17 protein-coding genes are annotated in these 13,604 nt (G+C 72.6%); 10 read left to right on the top strand and 7 right to left on the bottom strand.

Going from position 1 to position 13,604, the window contains the following annotated elements; genetic code table 11:
• Positions 1 to 2 precede the first annotated feature (2 nt).
• Complete coding sequence (locus AB0H62_RS17685; protein WP_220247891.1) at positions 3 to 185, bottom strand: hypothetical protein; 183 nt, start codon at positions 183 to 185, stop codon at positions 3 to 5.
• Between the two features lie 519 nt (positions 186 to 704).
• Here AB0H62_RS17685 and AB0H62_RS17680 point away from each other — a divergent pair.
• Positions 705 to 926, top strand: a complete 222-nt coding sequence (locus AB0H62_RS17680; protein ID WP_220241759.1) for a hypothetical protein — start codon at positions 705 to 707, stop codon at positions 924 to 926.
• Positions 927 to 1,073: 147 nt separating this feature from the next.
• Positions 1,074 to 1,379: a hypothetical protein gene (locus tag AB0H62_RS17675; protein WP_220241758.1), complete on the top strand. Its 306-nt coding sequence runs from the start codon at positions 1,074 to 1,076 to the stop codon at positions 1,377 to 1,379.
• Between the two features lie 6 nt (positions 1,380 to 1,385).
• Here the strand turns inward: AB0H62_RS17675 and AB0H62_RS17670 are convergent, their stop codons facing one another.
• Positions 1,386 to 1,778: a hypothetical protein gene (locus AB0H62_RS17670; RefSeq protein WP_220241757.1), complete on the bottom strand. Its 393-nt coding sequence runs from the start codon at positions 1,776 to 1,778 to the stop codon at positions 1,386 to 1,388.
• 106 nt (positions 1,779 to 1,884) lie between these two features.
• Between AB0H62_RS17670 and AB0H62_RS17665 the strand changes: the two genes are divergently transcribed.
• Positions 1,885 to 2,535, top strand: a complete 651-nt coding sequence (locus AB0H62_RS17665; RefSeq protein ID WP_220247835.1) for a response regulator transcription factor — start codon at positions 1,885 to 1,887, stop codon at positions 2,533 to 2,535.
• A gap of 229 nt (positions 2,536 to 2,764) precedes the next feature.
• Here AB0H62_RS17665 and AB0H62_RS17660 read toward each other — a convergent pair whose 3' ends face one another.
• Positions 2,765 to 3,601 carry a hypothetical protein gene (locus tag AB0H62_RS17660; protein WP_220241756.1) on the bottom strand — a complete coding sequence of 279 codons (837 nt, stop codon included), beginning with the start codon at positions 3,599 to 3,601 and terminating at the stop codon, positions 2,765 to 2,767.
• A gap of 134 nt (positions 3,602 to 3,735) precedes the next feature.
• Here AB0H62_RS17660 and AB0H62_RS17655 point away from each other — a divergent pair, with 134 nt between their 5' ends.
• From AB0H62_RS17655 to AB0H62_RS17635, 5 genes are all read left to right on the top strand, one after another.
• Entirely contained in the window at positions 3,736 to 5,286 is a 1,551-nt protein-coding gene (locus AB0H62_RS17655; RefSeq protein WP_360586899.1) for a GAF domain-containing sensor histidine kinase, read from the top strand.
• A gap of 261 nt (positions 5,287 to 5,547) precedes the next feature.
• Positions 5,548 to 7,062: a DUF4389 domain-containing protein gene (locus AB0H62_RS17650; RefSeq protein ID WP_220241754.1), complete on the top strand. Its 1,515-nt coding sequence runs from the start codon at positions 5,548 to 5,550 to the stop codon at positions 7,060 to 7,062.
• Complete coding sequence (locus AB0H62_RS17645; protein WP_220241753.1) at positions 7,059 to 7,658, top strand: hypothetical protein; 600 nt, start codon at positions 7,059 to 7,061, stop codon at positions 7,656 to 7,658. The genes AB0H62_RS17650 and AB0H62_RS17645 overlap by 4 nt, the downstream gene beginning before the upstream one ends.
• 64 nt (positions 7,659 to 7,722) lie before the next feature.
• Complete coding sequence (locus tag AB0H62_RS17640; protein ID WP_220241752.1) at positions 7,723 to 8,007, top strand: hypothetical protein; 285 nt, start codon at positions 7,723 to 7,725, stop codon at positions 8,005 to 8,007.
• 323 nt (positions 8,008 to 8,330) lie between these two features.
• Complete coding sequence (locus AB0H62_RS17635; RefSeq protein ID WP_255638158.1) at positions 8,331 to 9,101, top strand: GAF and ANTAR domain-containing protein; 771 nt, start codon at positions 8,331 to 8,333, stop codon at positions 9,099 to 9,101.
• Here the strand turns inward: AB0H62_RS17635 and AB0H62_RS17630 are convergent, their stop codons facing one another.
• Together AB0H62_RS17630 and AB0H62_RS17625 are read right to left on the bottom strand one after the other, a co-directional pair.
• On the bottom strand, positions 9,102 to 9,320 hold the full coding sequence (locus AB0H62_RS17630; RefSeq protein WP_220241751.1) for a hypothetical protein: 219 nt from the start codon (positions 9,318 to 9,320) through the stop codon (positions 9,102 to 9,104).
• Between the two features lie 186 nt (positions 9,321 to 9,506).
• Entirely contained in the window at positions 9,507 to 10,124 is a 618-nt protein-coding gene (locus tag AB0H62_RS17625) for a TetR/AcrR family transcriptional regulator (protein WP_220241750.1), read from the bottom strand.
• A gap of 91 nt (positions 10,125 to 10,215) precedes the next feature.
• Here AB0H62_RS17625 and AB0H62_RS17620 point away from each other — a divergent pair, with 91 nt between their 5' ends.
• Positions 10,216 to 11,055, top strand: coding sequence for an SDR family NAD(P)-dependent oxidoreductase (locus tag AB0H62_RS17620; protein ID WP_220241749.1), 840 nt, complete (start codon positions 10,216 to 10,218; stop codon positions 11,053 to 11,055).
• A 3-nt stretch (positions 11,056 to 11,058) separates the two neighbouring features.
• Here the strand turns inward: AB0H62_RS17620 and AB0H62_RS17615 are convergent, their stop codons facing one another.
• On the bottom strand, positions 11,059 to 11,625 hold the full coding sequence (locus AB0H62_RS17615) for a helix-turn-helix domain-containing protein (RefSeq protein ID WP_360586896.1): 567 nt from the start codon (positions 11,623 to 11,625) through the stop codon (positions 11,059 to 11,061).
• A gap of 96 nt (positions 11,626 to 11,721) precedes the next feature.
• Between AB0H62_RS17615 and AB0H62_RS17610 the strand changes: the two genes are divergently transcribed.
• On the top strand, positions 11,722 to 12,675 hold the full coding sequence (locus tag AB0H62_RS17610) for an SDR family NAD(P)-dependent oxidoreductase (RefSeq protein ID WP_360586894.1): 954 nt from the start codon (positions 11,722 to 11,724) through the stop codon (positions 12,673 to 12,675).
• A 54-nt stretch (positions 12,676 to 12,729) separates the two neighbouring features.
• Here AB0H62_RS17610 and AB0H62_RS17605 read toward each other — a convergent pair whose 3' ends face one another.
• Positions 12,730 to 13,566, bottom strand: a complete 837-nt coding sequence (locus tag AB0H62_RS17605; RefSeq protein ID WP_360586892.1) for an alpha/beta hydrolase — start codon at positions 13,564 to 13,566, stop codon at positions 12,730 to 12,732.
• Between the last annotated feature and the right edge of the window lie 38 nt (positions 13,567 to 13,604).

The following is a 13,604-nucleotide window of genomic DNA, read 5'->3' as shown; positions in this document are numbered from 1 at the left end:
CGTCAGCGGTGGTCCTGGGCGAGGCCGTCGGCGGCGTCGAGGCCGAGGATCGCGAGCAGCAGCGCGCAGTCGTCGACGTCCTCGGCCGCGGAGGCGACCAGGCGGACCACGTGGCGGCGCTGGTCTTCGGGGAGCTCGTGGGCGCTGTGCAGGTCGGCGACGGACGGCACCGTCGTGCGCTTCACGGCTGCCCGCCAGGGGTTCCGGTGCAGGTGCGTGGGGCAGAGGTGCGTGGGGCAGAGGTCCATGGGGCAGGGGCGGTCATCGGGCCCTCCGTTCTTCCGGCCGCTGGAGCTGCCGCCGGGGGCCGGGGCGGACCGTTCAGCATATCCCGTTCCGGGCTCGCCCGGTGGGGTGACGAGAGCCGGGAAAACGCTTCCTCGCGGAGCTCCGAAGAGGTTCCGGTCCACTGTGGATCTTCGATTCGGACACGGACTGTGCCCGGCCGCTCGCCGGAACCACCCGGGTGGCCGAGCGACCACCGGCCTGCGCGGGCCTAATCTGTGAACTTCTTGCCCAGGACCCCGGCGACCAGAGATGTTTTTCACGCGGGATCGGGGTGACCGGCGGTGTTGGGGGACGACAGTCCGCGCGATCCGTCCGTTGAGGGCGGCGATCTGAAGACCGGAAGCGCTTTCCATGGCTGGCCACTTCGCCACGGTGGCGGGTATCCGCGGGGCTGGCAGGTGCGGTATCGGTGCCGGGTGCGCCGTGCCGCCAAGGAATCCGCGGAACCTGCGTGGCAGGAGAAGACGGGCACGATCGCGGGCCGGAGCCTGCGCGACGAGCACACCAGCACCACGTGGGTCCCGGTGCGTCCGCGCGGCGCCGCCGCCGACACCCCGGTGAGCCTCGTGCGGGCCACGGACATCCTCGACGCCTGCCCGCCTTCCGAGAAGGCGAGCCGCGCCGGGGAAACGCCTTGACCGCCCGAATGATCCACTGAGGACGGTGCGACTGTTCGGGTGAAAAACCCGGAAACCGGAAATCATGAGGTAGATTCGCGACGAGGGCGTCAGCCCGCCCCCGGAACCGGCTTCCGCAATCCTGGGGCCGGTGAAGGGTGGAGGCGGATGACCAACGGAATCGAGACGGAAACCGGGCCGTTCGCGGTGGGGCGGAAGTTCGCCTACCTGGCTCGGGAAGACAACGGCGTGACTGTGCGGACCGGGGTGGTCGCGGGCGAGTGCGTCGACGCGGCGGCGGTTTCGCACGTGCCGATCGTCGACGCCGAAACCCCGGATCCGAGTTCCAGCAAACTGGTTCCGGTCACGGACGTCACCGACGTGGCATCGGGCCATAACCGCCATTCGGCGGGGAACCGGCCGCGTTCGTTGCCATGGCGGGTTTTTCACGTCGGGCGCCATCGGCGCGCCTGAGCGGGTTCAGCGTGCGGCGCCGGACCGGATGACGGTCGTCGGGCCGGGCGGGGGAGATTCCACGGAGTCGTCGGGGGCTTCGTGGGCGACTCCCGCCCTGTCGAGGACGGTTGTCACACCGGGGTTTCCGGCGCGCACGCGGAACCGGTCGCCGGCGAGCGCGGCCACGGACTCCGGGCCGAGGGCGGTGCACGCCGTCAGGTCCACCACCACGTCCGCGGCGCGCAGGGTCACGGCTTCGGCGAGGTGCGCGGCGAGCACGGCATCACCGGCGGGACTGAGCGCGCCGGAGACCTCGACGGTCACGAGCCCGGCGCTCACGAGCGTGCGCACCCGCGAAACCCCGGGCAGCGCAAGGGCTTGCGGTACGTCGGCCTTCGGCTGGTTCTCCACGGACATCCCGCGCCTTTCCCCAAACCCGAGGTGGCCGGGGGCTGGGGTCCACGTGTTCGGTCAGTCTAACCGGCCGGGCGAGGCGTAACCTCGGTCCGTGGCCGGACCGCGGGTGATCACTGTCTTCCTCGTCGACGACCACGAGCTGGTGCGCCGCGGCGTGGCCGACCTCGTGGAGGACGAGGACGACCTCACGGTGGCGGGCCAGGCGGCCTCGGTCGCCGAGGCGCTGGCCCGGATTCCCGCTGTGCGCCCAGACGTCGCGGTACTCGACGTCCGCCTCCCCGACGGCGACGGCGTCCGCCTGTGCCGCGACCTACGCGCCGCGCTGCCCGGCCTGCGCTGCCTGATGCTCACATCCTTCACCGACGAGCGCTCGATGGTCGACGCGGTCCTGGCCGGCGCCGACGGCTACGTCATCAAGGACATCAAGGGCCTCCAGCTCGTCGACGCCGTCCGCCGCGTCGCGGCCGGCCACAGCCTGCTCGACGAACGCGCGGTCGCCGCCCTGATGGCGAAGCTGCGCGAGAGCACCCGAGGCCCCGGCCCGCTCGCCGCGCTGACCGACCAGGAACGCGTGCTGCTGGACCTCATCGGCGAAGGGCTGACCAACCGGCAGATCGCCGAACGGATGTTCCTGGCGGAGAAGACGGTGAAGAACTACGTTTCCCGCCTGCTCGCCAAACTCGGTGTGGAACGGCGCACCCAGGCGGCCGTTCTCGTCACCGCGCTCCACGACGAGGAACGCCGCGCCGGAGGCTGATCACTGCCGCTGGAGAATGGTCGTTCCCCTCAGGGGGCCGCGATTTTGCCAGGTGCGGCATGCGAGGTCACCGAAACCGGCGCAGTGGAGCACCTGCGCTACACCCGCCGCTGTGTGGCCGACCGCGCTGCCTGGCGAAAAGTGTTGTGCGGGAGGGTGATCACGGCCGATCGTGAGAGAACGGGCGTTCTCCGTGCGTGGTGGTGCGTCCGGCTCGGGGCCGGGGCGATCACGGCCAGCCGCGGGAGAACGGGCGTTCGTCGCTCGTGACCACGGCGTCGAGGCCGATGTGGGGTCGCAAGGGGACGGGCGCTCCGTGGCCGAGGCGCAGCACGGCCTGGGGCCACATGCCGCCGCCGAGAAGGCGGCGCAGGTCGCGGCGGCGGGCGGGGGTGAGGGTGTCGGACCAGTGGGCGGCGGACAACCCGGCGGCCGCCGCCGTCAGCAGGACGCGTTGCACGGCCTGGCCGGCCTGCAGCTGGGCGAGCGGGGTGTCGTGCAGCGAGCCGACGGCGACGAGCAATCGCCCGGGCGCCGCGGCGAAGTCGGTGCACGCGGCGCCCCCGGGAAGCATGATTTCGCACAGCTGCGGCAGTTGTGCGTCGCCGATCGTGGCGAGCCAGGCGCGTTCGAGCTCGGCCGCCTTGCGAAGTTCGCGTTGCACCGCCGGGGGCACCAGGGCCGCGCTGAACGGGCTGCGGTTGCCGCGCCTGAGCCGGATGGCTTCGATGAGGCGGCGGTCGACCGGCGTCACCGGTTCGAGCCCGCGCGGGCGCACCACGGCGAGCAAGTCGGGCTGCGTCGCGGCGGGCAGCAGCCGCACGTCGGGATGGCAACCCTGGGCCTTCACCGCGAGCCGGAGGTTCAGCAGGGCCGCGCCGCAGTCCAGCAGCTGCCCGCGGCGGCCGCCCGCGGGCGGGCCGGCGTGGAGCTCGATGGACCCTGGCGTGCACAGGAACCGCCACGGCCGGGTGTCGTGCAGGGGCGGCGGGGTCGTCGCGGCGAGCAGAACGGACCGGACCTGGCGCGCGCTCAGCCGCCCGACGGGTATGAGTCCGGCCTTCATGGGTCACCTCCGCCTCCGATCCCACCCTGCGCCCGCGCGCCGGGCCGGGCTAGTGCCGAACGTCCCGCGCGCCGGGTCCAAGGTCGCCGTTCACGGGTGACCCCGGGCTCCGACTGGTGTGCCACAGTGACGGGATGCCGGACGTCGACCGGGTACCCGCAACCGCTCCGGCCGGGGAACGCGACCGGCTGGACGCGCTGCTCACGGCCGTCCTCGGGCTGTCCGGCGGCCTGGAACTGGACGGCACGCTGCGCCGGATCGTGGCGACCGCCGCGGACCTCGTCGACGCCCGCTACGGCGCGCTCGCGGTGCTCGACGCCGACGGCGCCACCACCGGCTTCGTCGTCACCGAGTTCGACCACCGCGACCGCGCGCGGACCCGTCGAGCCGGCCGAACTTCGCTTCGCGTCGCACTGCGAGCGCGCGGCACACTGCTCGGGCGCCTTTACCTCACCGGAAAACGAAGCGGCACCGGGTTCACCGACGACGACGAGCAAGCCCTCGCGGCGCTCGCCGCGGCGGCCGGCATCGCCGTCGACAACGCGCGGCTCTACGAAGAAACCCGCAACCGCCAGCGCTGGCTCGAAGCCATCGGCGAGATCTCCGCCGCTCTCCTCGGCGGCACCGAGATCAGCGAAGTCCTGCGCTTGATCGCGAGCCGCGCCGCCGGCCTCACCGGTTCCGTCGACGCGCTGATCGCCGTGCCCGCCAACGAAGACGCACTCGTGGTCACCGTCTGCGCCGGTCCGGATTCCGACGCCCTCACCGGCCGCCGGATCCCCGTCGCCGGGTCGACGTCCGGTGCCGTGCTGCGCGACCACGTGCCGCGCAGCGTCTCCGGGCTCGCCGTGGACCTCGCCGACGGCCCCCGTGTGGACCTCGGCCCCGCGCTCGTGGTGCTGCTGCGCTCGGGTGAGTCGATCGCCGGCGTCCTGCTCGCCGTGCGCGCTCCGGGCGCGGCGCGGTTCGACGAGCAGGAGCTGCAGATCGTGTCCGCGTTCGCCGACCAGGCCGCGCTCGCGCTGCGCGACGCCGGGAACCAGGCCGCCCGCCGCGAGCTCGACGTGGTGACCGATCGCGACCGGATCGCCCGCGACCTGCACGACCACGTGGTGCAGCGGCTGTTCGCGGTCGGGTTGCAGATGCAGGACACGCTGCGCCGGGCGGGGACGCCTGCCGTCGCGTCGCGGCTGGGCCGGCACATCGACCAGCTGCAGGAGGTCATCGAGGAGATCCGCAGCGCGATCTTCGCGCTGCACGCGGGCCCGGGGCGCCGTGGCGGCCTTCGCGCGAGCCTCCGGCACGCCGTCACCGAAACGACGGGCGACTCGGCGATCCGCACCACCGTGCGGCTGTCCGGCCCGCTCGAACGGGTGCCGCCGATCCTCGCCGAACACGCCGAAGCCGTGGTCCGCGAAGCCGTGAGCAACGTGCTGCGCCACGCCCGCGCCGACGAGCTTGCCCTCACCGTGACGCTCGGCGAGCACCTCGCGGTCGAGGTGTCCGACACGGGCGTGGGCCTGCCGGCGGGGGTGACGCGCAGTGGCTTGCGCAACCTCGAGCAGCGCGCGAGGGAGTCGGGTGGCACGTTTCGCGTGGAGCGCCAGTCGTCGGGCGGCACCCGTCTCGTGTGGACGGTCCCCGTCAGCCCGGCCGCCGCGGTGGTCTCCGGAGGGTCACGGTGAACCCGCCGCGGCCCGCGGCCCTGGTGGGTGCGGTCACAGCGTGCAACACTCGAAGCCTGTCCTTCCCCTTCGGGCGCTGCCCGGCGCAGGCCCCGGACCTCGGCGAGGTGGGACTCCACCGAGCGCCCGGGAGGCTCCGCACCGGTCGCACCCGCGGTGCGCCACCCGTCGGCTCCGGCGGTTGCCGCGCAGAGGAGTCCACTTCGGACCGAAGCGGGCATCCGCGGCCTCACCGGTGGCCGAGGTGAAGGAGGTACGACCGTGTACACCGTCTACCCTGTCCGCGTCGAGGCCGAGCTGGACGAGCCGTTGTCCCGCTGGCTCTGGCTCGTGAAGTGGCTGCTGGCGCTGCCGCACCACCTCATCCTGGCGGTCCTGTGGATCGCCTACCCGTTCGTGGGCCTCGCGGCGTTCTTCGCGATCCTCGTGACGGGGCGCTACCCGCGTTCGCTGTTCGAGTTCACCGTGGGCGTGCTGCGGTGGAGCTTCCGCGTGCAGTACTACTCCTACGCCGCGCTCGGCACCGACCGGTACCCGCCGTTCACGTTCGGCGACGTGCCCGAGTACCCGGCGCGGCTGCAGGTCGAGTACCCGCAACGGCTCTCCCGCGGGCTCGTGCTCGTGAAGTGGTGGCTGCTGGCGCTGCCGCAGCTCATCATCGTCGGGCTGTTCGTCGGCGGCGGCACGTGGCTGTTCACGCGGTCGGGCCGGTACGACTTCACCTGGGCGGCCGGCGGGCTCGTCGGCATCCTGGTGCTGATCGCCGCGATCATCTTGCTGTTCACCGGAAAGTACCCGCGCCCGCTGTTCGACTTCATCCTCGGGCTCGACCGCTGGGTGCTGCGGGTGGCCGCCTACGTGTCTCTGCTGACCGACCGGTACCCGCCGTTCCGACTCGACCTGGGTGGCAGCGAACCGGGCGGACCGGCGCCCTCGCCGGAACCGCTGACCCAGCCGCCGCCCGGTTCCGCGACCGAGCCTGCGACACAGCCGTTCGCCCCGCCCCCCACCCCGCCGGCGAGCGGATCCGGCCCGGCGGCCACGCGCTGGACGGGCGGCCGAATCGCCGCCGCCGTCTGCGGCGCAGTGCTCGTGCTGTTCTCCACCGGTCTCCTCTCGGGCGGCAGCGCGCTGATGTGGGCCGACCGCAACCAGCGCGACGCCGACGGCTACTTCTCCGGATCGGCCCCGTTCAGCGCTTCGGGTTACGCGCTCGCGAGCGACCCCGTGCAGCTGCACGGCCTGGGCACCGGCGGGCCGGACCTCGCGGGGATCGTCGGCGACACCCGGATCCGCGCCACCGCCGTCGACGCCACGCAGGGCGTTTTCATCGGCATCGCGCCCGCCGCGAGCGCGGCGAGGTACCTCGCCGGCGTCGAGCACACGACCGTGACCGATTTCGGCGATCGCGGCGCGGTCGGCGTCGACAACCCGGGCGGCGCGCTCACGACCCCGCCGCAGCAGGCCGGCATCTGGGCCGGCCAGGCGTCGGGTCCCGGCACGCAGTCCGTGGCGTGGCCCGTGCGCGACGGGGACTGGACCGTCGTGGTGATGAACTCCGACAGCTCGCGCGGCGTCGCCGTCGAGGCGGAGGCCGGCGCGACCGTGCCGGCGATCGGCTGGCTGTCGGTGCTGCTCGTCGTGGTCGGCGTGGTGTTCCTGGCCGGTGGCGTCGCGTGCATCTGGCTCGCGGCCCGCGGCGCTTCGGGGCACCGGGACCGCACGCCCGTGCCGGTGGCCGGAGGAGGTCCCGACGACAGGGGGCGAGCACCGTGACCCGCTCGGCCGACTGGTTCAGGCAGATGTGGCACGCCCTGTTCCCGCGGGGCGGCGTGGTGGTCCGGCCGTCGGACCGGTTCCAGGCGGCGGTGCTGGCCGCCTTCGTGGTGCTCGCGCTGGTGGCGGTGCCGTTCGCGGGCGTCCTCGGGTCGGAAACCGCCGCGCAGCGCGGAAAACAGGCCGCCGAGGAAGCGGCGAGCCGCCACCGCGTCGAGGCGACGCTGCTCGTCGACGGGCCGCCGCAGCAGACCGTCGGCCCCGACGGCGTGCCGGGCGGACCCCAGCCGCGCGACGCCCGGTGGCGGTTGCCCGGTGGCGGTTTCCGCGTCGCGCAGGTCGACGCGGACCCGCTTACCAAGGCCGGCGACCCGGTCGTGGTGTGGCTCGACCGGGCCGGCGACCCGGTGCCGCCGCCGCTCGACCCGCGCACGGCCCCGGTCGAGGGCGTGATGACGGGATTCGGGGTGTGGGCGGGGTTCTGCGCGTTGCTGAGCCTGCTCTACGGAGTCCTCGTCCTCGGGCTCGACCGCATGCGGCTCAGGCACTGGCAGCAGGAGTGGACGCTGGAACTGGACGGCAAGACGAGGTCCTGACCGGCCGGAGACGAAGAAGGACCGGAGAAACGACCGGAGGAAGGCGGGATGGCGGATGCTCACCATGACCCGATCGGCGATCGCGGCGATCGACCGGATCACCGAGGCCCACCACGTCGGGCGGCGCGGCGGCTGCCGCCTGGTCCTCGACGGGCCGCCCCGGGCGGGGGCGGCGGTCGAGGTGGAGGTGGCAACGTGTCCGGGCAAGGGAGATGACGTCGTCGCGATCGACGACACACAGCTGTTCCTTTCGCGCGAGGCCAGGGTCGGGCTCGCGGAGAAGGTCCTCGACGTCCGGGAGGACCTGGAGGGCCACTACACGTTCCTGATCGAGAACGCCGGCCGGTGACGTCGGCGGGCGCCGGCCCTCCGAGGTGAGTCCCGACGGCGGAAATCGGCACACCGCGAGCGAACGTGGTGGCCGCGTCCGGTGCGGGTGAGCGCGGCGACGACGTCGTCGGCGGGGTGTGCCGCGCCTTCGCGCGCTGATGCCGCTCCACAGTGTTCTTGTACGCGGCTCTTGTACGCGCAGCGTGCCACGGCGTCGCTGGTCGCGGGCGGCGCGAGTTCGGGTACTTCGCGGACCCGGTGAGCGCCACCCTCGCACGAGGGCGCGGCCAACGTCGTCGCGCGACGGGTGGAGTTGGACGCGTCCGAGGAAAAAGGTCCAATATGGGTACTACGCGCGAGATCGGGGAGGTGACCGCCGTGGGCGACCGGGAGCGGTTGGTGATCAGGGCGTTCGTCACGATGGCGGACACGATGGCCGAGGGGTACGACGTCGCCGACCTGTTGCACGGCCTGGCGCAGCGGTGCGTCGAGCTGCTCGAGGTCGGGGCCGTCGGGCTGACGCTCGCCGACGAGCGGGGGAGCCTCCAGGCGCTGGCGTCCCCGGGGGAGCAGGACGGGCTGCGGGAGCTGGTCGAGCTCGGTGTCGACGAGGGCCCGGGTGTGGACTGCTTCCGGTCCGGGGCCGCGGTGCACGCGACCTCGATCGGCGCGTACAGCCAGAGGTGGCCGCGCTTCGCCGCGGCGGTGCAGTGGGCGGGGTTCTCCTCGGTGCACGCGCTGCCGCTGCGGCTGCGCGGGCTGACGATCGGTTCGCTGAACCTGTTCGGCCGCACGGCGGTGCCGGACGGGGACCTCGAGCTGGCGCAGGGCCTCGCGGACACCGCCACGATCGGGATCCTGCAGCAACGCGCCATCAGCCGCGGCGAGGTGCTCTCGGACCAGTTGCAGTCGGCGCTGAGCAGCCGCGTGATCATCGAGCAGGCGAAGGGTGTGTTGTCGGTCAGCGGGCGCCTGTCGATGGCCGACGCGTTCACGGCGCTGCGCCGGTACTCGCGCAGCAACAACGCCCGGCTCAGCGAAGTCGCCCGCTCGTTGGCCGAACGCGAGCTCGACCCGGCCGTGGTGCTGATGCGGGCGTACCGCGGGAACTGATCACGGGTTCGCCCGCTCCACCGGAGCTTTCTCCCCGGCGGCCGGCGCCAGTCCGGATCCGACCGTCCCTTGTGGACTCCCCGGGCCTCGCGCCCGGACGCGGTCGATCATCCTCTGTGCCTCGGCCTCGGTGAACCGGCCCTGGCGCACGTAGCCGACGATGGCGGCCACGGTGCTCAGGTGCGGTTCGGCGATGCCCGTCAAGTCCACGGAATCCACGGCGGCCCCTCACCCCGTTGGCTCGCCGCCGGGGGCAGGGGCGGCTCTTCGCACCCTACGCGCTCGGTGTGCCGTTGTGCGGGACTCGGACACACCTTCTGCGGCAACGATTTCAGCGGTCCCCGGCCACCGCGGGGCAGCGCTGGCAGGAAAAATCCCTGTCGACGTGGGGGAAAACGGTACGGATCAAGCCTTCCCGGCGGGGGCGACGGCGGCCATCGCCCGGTCGAGGCACGCGGCGAACGTCTCCGCGGCCCCGCCGGCGAGCCACGCGTGCTGCGCGGCGAGCAGGCACGAGAACGCGGCGCCGGCGACGGCGGGGAGCGCCGGGTCGGTCGGGTCGGACGGCGTGCCACGGGTTTCGGCGCGTTCGCGCAGCACGGTCTCGGCCGCCGCCGCCATGCGGTGCAGCTTCTCGAGGTAGCTCGCCAGCAGGGCGGGCGTCGCGAAGACGATGCGCTGCATGGGTTCGGCGACCTCGTGCTTGCCGGGCGCGTCGACGTAGGGCACCAGCAGGTCGAACACCCTGCGCAGCGAGGTCCAGGCCGGTTCGTCGAGCGGCCGCTCGCGCAGCCGCTCGACCATCGTCTCGGCCAGCACCTCGAACTTGCCGACGATCAGGTCTTCCTTGGTGGGGAAGTAGCGGAACAGGCTGCGCCGCGACAGGCCCGCGGCCTCGGCGACGTCGTCCATCGTCGTGCGCTCGTAGCCGTGCTCGACGAACAACCGCTGCGCTGCCTCGGTGATGTCCTGCTGCACGGCCCGGCGGGTCCGTTCGCGCAGGCCGGGGCGGTGGTCGGTCACCGGGCCACCCTAGCAGCGCCCGGCAGAGTTGGCACTGAGTGCCACAAGTGGCGTACAGTGCCGATTGAGCAATCCGAGAACGAGGAGCGTCATGTCCGAACCGAAGACGATCGTGATCACCGGTGCCAGTGACGGCATCGGTGCGGCCGCGGCCCGCCGCCTGCACGCCGACGGCCACCGGGTCGTGGTCGTCGGGCGCTCGCCCGCCAAGACCGAGGCCGTCGCCAAGGAGCTCGGGGTCGAGCACTACGCCGCCGACTTCGCGCGCTTCGCGGAGGTGCGCGACCTGGCCGCCGCGCTCGACGCGGCCCACCCGCGCATCGACGTGCTCGTGAACAACGCCGGCGGCATCTTCGGTGACCGCGCGAAAACCGCCGACGCCTTCGAGAAGACCCTGCAGGTCAACCACCTGTCGCCGTTCCTGCTCACCACGCTGCTGATCGACAAGCTGCTGGCGTCGCGCGCGTCGGTGATCCAGACGTCGAGCTCCGGCGCCCGGCTCTTCGGCGACCTGCGCCTCGACGACCTCGACCACGACGCGGCGTTCACGCCGCACAAGGCCTACGGCACCGCGAAACTGGAGAACATCCTGTTCACCCGCGAGCTTCACACCCGCTTCCACGCGCGGGGCCTGTCCGCGGCGGCCTTCCATCCCGGTGCCGTTGCCACGGCCTTCGCGACCGAGAGCTCCAGCTTCTTCCGGCTGGTCTACACGAACCCGCTCGGCCGGATGGTCATGGTGAGCCCGGAGAAGGGCGCGCGACAGCTGATCTGGCTGGCCACCACGGCGCCGGGCGTCGACTGGGAGTCCGGGGCGTACTACGAGCGCGGCAAGATCGCCCGGCGCGTGAACCCGCAGGCGACCGACGACGACCTCGCCCGCCGGCTGTGGGACCGCTCGGCCGAGCTCGTCGGGGTGAAGACCGCCTGAGGCTCAGTGGGGCCGGAGGCCGGCCACGACCAGGTCCAGCAGTCGCGACGCCAGCTCGCGCTGGTCTTCGTGGCCCGCGATGAGGGTGACGCCGCCGATCGCCATCATCACGTCGTCGGCCGGGACGTCGGCGCGTAGCGTTCCGGCCTCGGCCGCGGCGGTCAGCATGCGTTCGATCGCCGCGCGCAGCAGGTCGCGGCTGTGCGTGCGCAGGCCTTCGCGGGCGGCGAGGATGCCGGGCAGTGCTTCGGCCATCCCGTTCTTGGTGAGCATGTAGTCCACGAACCGCTCCGCCCACGCGCGGAGAGCGGCGTCGGGTGCCAGCTCGGCGAGCAGGTCCGCGGCGGATCCGGCCAGGCGTTCGGTCTCGCTGCGGTAGGTCGCCTCCACGAGGTCTTCCCGGGCCGGGAACCGCCGGTACAGCGTGGCGATGCCGACGCCGGCCTCCTTCGCGATGGCCTTGAGCGAGGTGTCCGCCCCCTGGCGGGAAAACGCGCGCGCCGCGGCCTCGAGGATGCGGTCCTGGTTCTCCTGCGCGTCGGCCCTCAGCGACCGTCCGGTGTTCGTCACGCCACTCCTCTTTGCTAAGTGGACCCGCATCCGCTTATAGTTCGTAAGTGGAACCGGCTCCACATGCGAGACTAGCGGACCAGAGAGGACAGCACCATGACCCAGCGAGTGACCACGCCCTTCGGCGCGACGTCCACGGCGGCCGAAGTGGTCGCCGGGGTCGACCTGAGCGGCCGGCGCGCCGTCGTGACCGGGGCGGCGTCGGGGATCGGCGCGGAGACGGCCCGCGCGCTCGCGTCGGCCGGCGCGGAGGTGACACTGGCCGTGCGCGACCCGGCGGCGGGTCAGCGGGTGGCGCGGGAGATCGTGGCGAGCACGGGCAACGCGGCCGTGCACGTGGCCACGCTGGACCTGGCCGACCCGGCTTCGGTCAGCGCGTTCGTGGCGGCCTGGGAAGGGCCGCTGCACATCCTGGTGGCCAACGCCGGCGTGATGGCCACACCCGAGCGCCGGACGGCGCACGGCTGGGAGCTGCAGTTCGCCACCAACCACCTCGGCCACTTCCAGCTGGCGACCGGCCTGCACGGAGCGCTCGCCGCGGCGGGGCACGCCCGCGTGGTCGTAGTCAGCTCGGTGGGACACGTCAACGGCGAGGTCCTCTTCGACGACGTGTCCTTCGCCCGCACGCCGTACGACCCGTGGGCGGCCTACAGCCAGTCGAAGACGGCCAACATCCTCTTCGCCGTCGAGGCCGCCCGGCTCTGGGCGGCCGAGGGGATCGCGGTCAACGCGCTCAACCCGGGCCGCATCTGGTCGACGAACCTCGGCCGGAACATGGACAACCCGCCTTCGGCCTTCGATCCCTCCGGTGCGACCGGCGTGTCCGTGAAGGACATCCCGCAGGGCGCCGCGACCTCGGTGCTGCTCGCCGCGTCACCACTCGTGGAGGGCGCGACCGGGAAGTACTTCGAGGACTGCCAGGAAGCCGAGCCGTTCACCGCCGGTGTGCGGCGCGGCGTCGCCGACTTCGCGCTCGACCCGGCGAAGGCGCGGCGGCTGTGGACGCTTTCGGCGGAACTGCTCACCGGAGCGGGGTATCCGGTCGCGTGACCGGCACGCCGGTGTGGTGCCGGGTGCACGGATGCACCACACCGGCGCGGGCCGTCACTCGCGCAGGAACGTGAGCAGTTCGGCGTTGAAGGTGGCGGCGTGGGTGACGTTGAGGCCGTGCGGGGCGTCCTCGACCAGCACGAGCCGGCTGTCGGGGATGGCCTCCGCGGTCCGCTTCCCGCTGACCTCGAACGGCACGATCGCGTCCGAGTCGCCGTGGATGACCAGCGTCGGGATGGTGAAGGCCTTCAGGTCGTCGCGGAAGTCGGTCTTGGTGAACGCGGTGGTGCAGTCCAGCGTGCCCTTCGGGGAGGCGAACGCGGCGATCACCGTGTTGTAGGCGTGCACCGAAGGGCTGACCAGGTCGGTGCGGCCCTTCACGGAGAAGAAGTTCGTGACGAACCCTTCGACGAAGGCGGCGCGGTCGGCGCGGATCCCGTCGTGGAAGCCCGTGAGCGCGGCCTCGTCGAGACCGCCGTCGGGGTTCCCGTCCTCCTTGAACAAGTACGGCGGCACGGCCGCGGCGAACACGGCCTTGGCGACGCGGCCGGTGCCGTAGCGACCGACGTAGCGCGCGACCTCGCCGCCGCCCATCGAGAACCCGACGAGCGTGACGTCGGTGAGGTCGAGCGCCGCGAGGAGCTTGTCGAGGTCGTCGGCCAAGGTGTCGTAGTCGTAGCCGTCCCACGGCTGCGACGACTGCCCGAACCCGCGGCGGTCGTAGGTGATCACGCGGTAGCCGTCTTCGACGAGCGCCGGCACCTGGCCCTCCCACGAACGGCTCGAGAGCGGCCAGCCGTGGATCAGCACGACCGGGCGGCCCGCGCCGTGGTCTTCGTAGTAGAGCTCGATCGGCGCGCCGTTTTCTTCCCCGACTGTCACCTTGGGCATGAACTGTCCTCTCACCGGCGAAACGAAGTGGGTGCGGA

Source organism: Amycolatopsis sp. NPDC050768 (assembly GCF_040654155.1).
Taxonomy (GTDB): domain Bacteria; phylum Actinomycetota; class Actinomycetes; order Mycobacteriales; family Pseudonocardiaceae; genus Amycolatopsis.
Note: the sequence above shows the minus strand (reverse complement) of the source record. Positions and strands in the feature narration are given on the sequence as shown.

Excerpts from the sequence above, each read along its gene's own strand:
- AB0H62_RS17635 (WP_255638158.1), top strand. The coding sequence starts at position 8,331 with ATGGGTACTACGCGCGAGATCGGGGAGGTGACCGCCGTGGGCGACCGG.
- AB0H62_RS17620 (WP_220241749.1), top strand. The coding sequence starts at position 10,216 with ATGTCCGAACCGAAGACGATCGTGATCACCGGTGCCAGTGACGGCATC.
- AB0H62_RS17640 (WP_220241752.1), top strand. The coding sequence starts at position 7,723 with ATGACCCGATCGGCGATCGCGGCGATCGACCGGATCACCGAGGCCCAC.
- AB0H62_RS17610 (WP_360586894.1), top strand. The coding sequence starts at position 11,722 with ATGACCCAGCGAGTGACCACGCCCTTCGGCGCGACGTCCACGGCGGCC.
- AB0H62_RS17660 (WP_220241756.1), bottom strand. The coding sequence starts at position 3,601 with ATGAAGGCCGGACTCATACCCGTCGGGCGGCTGAGCGCGCGCCAGGTC.
- AB0H62_RS17670 (WP_220241757.1), bottom strand. The coding sequence starts at position 1,778 with ATGTCCGTGGAGAACCAGCCGAAGGCCGACGTACCGCAAGCCCTTGCG.
- AB0H62_RS17655 (WP_360586899.1), top strand. The coding sequence starts at position 3,736 with ATGCCGGACGTCGACCGGGTACCCGCAACCGCTCCGGCCGGGGAACGC.
- AB0H62_RS17675 (WP_220241758.1), top strand. The coding sequence starts at position 1,074 with ATGACCAACGGAATCGAGACGGAAACCGGGCCGTTCGCGGTGGGGCGG.
- AB0H62_RS17605 (WP_360586892.1), bottom strand. The coding sequence starts at position 13,566 with ATGCCCAAGGTGACAGTCGGGGAAGAAAACGGCGCGCCGATCGAGCTC.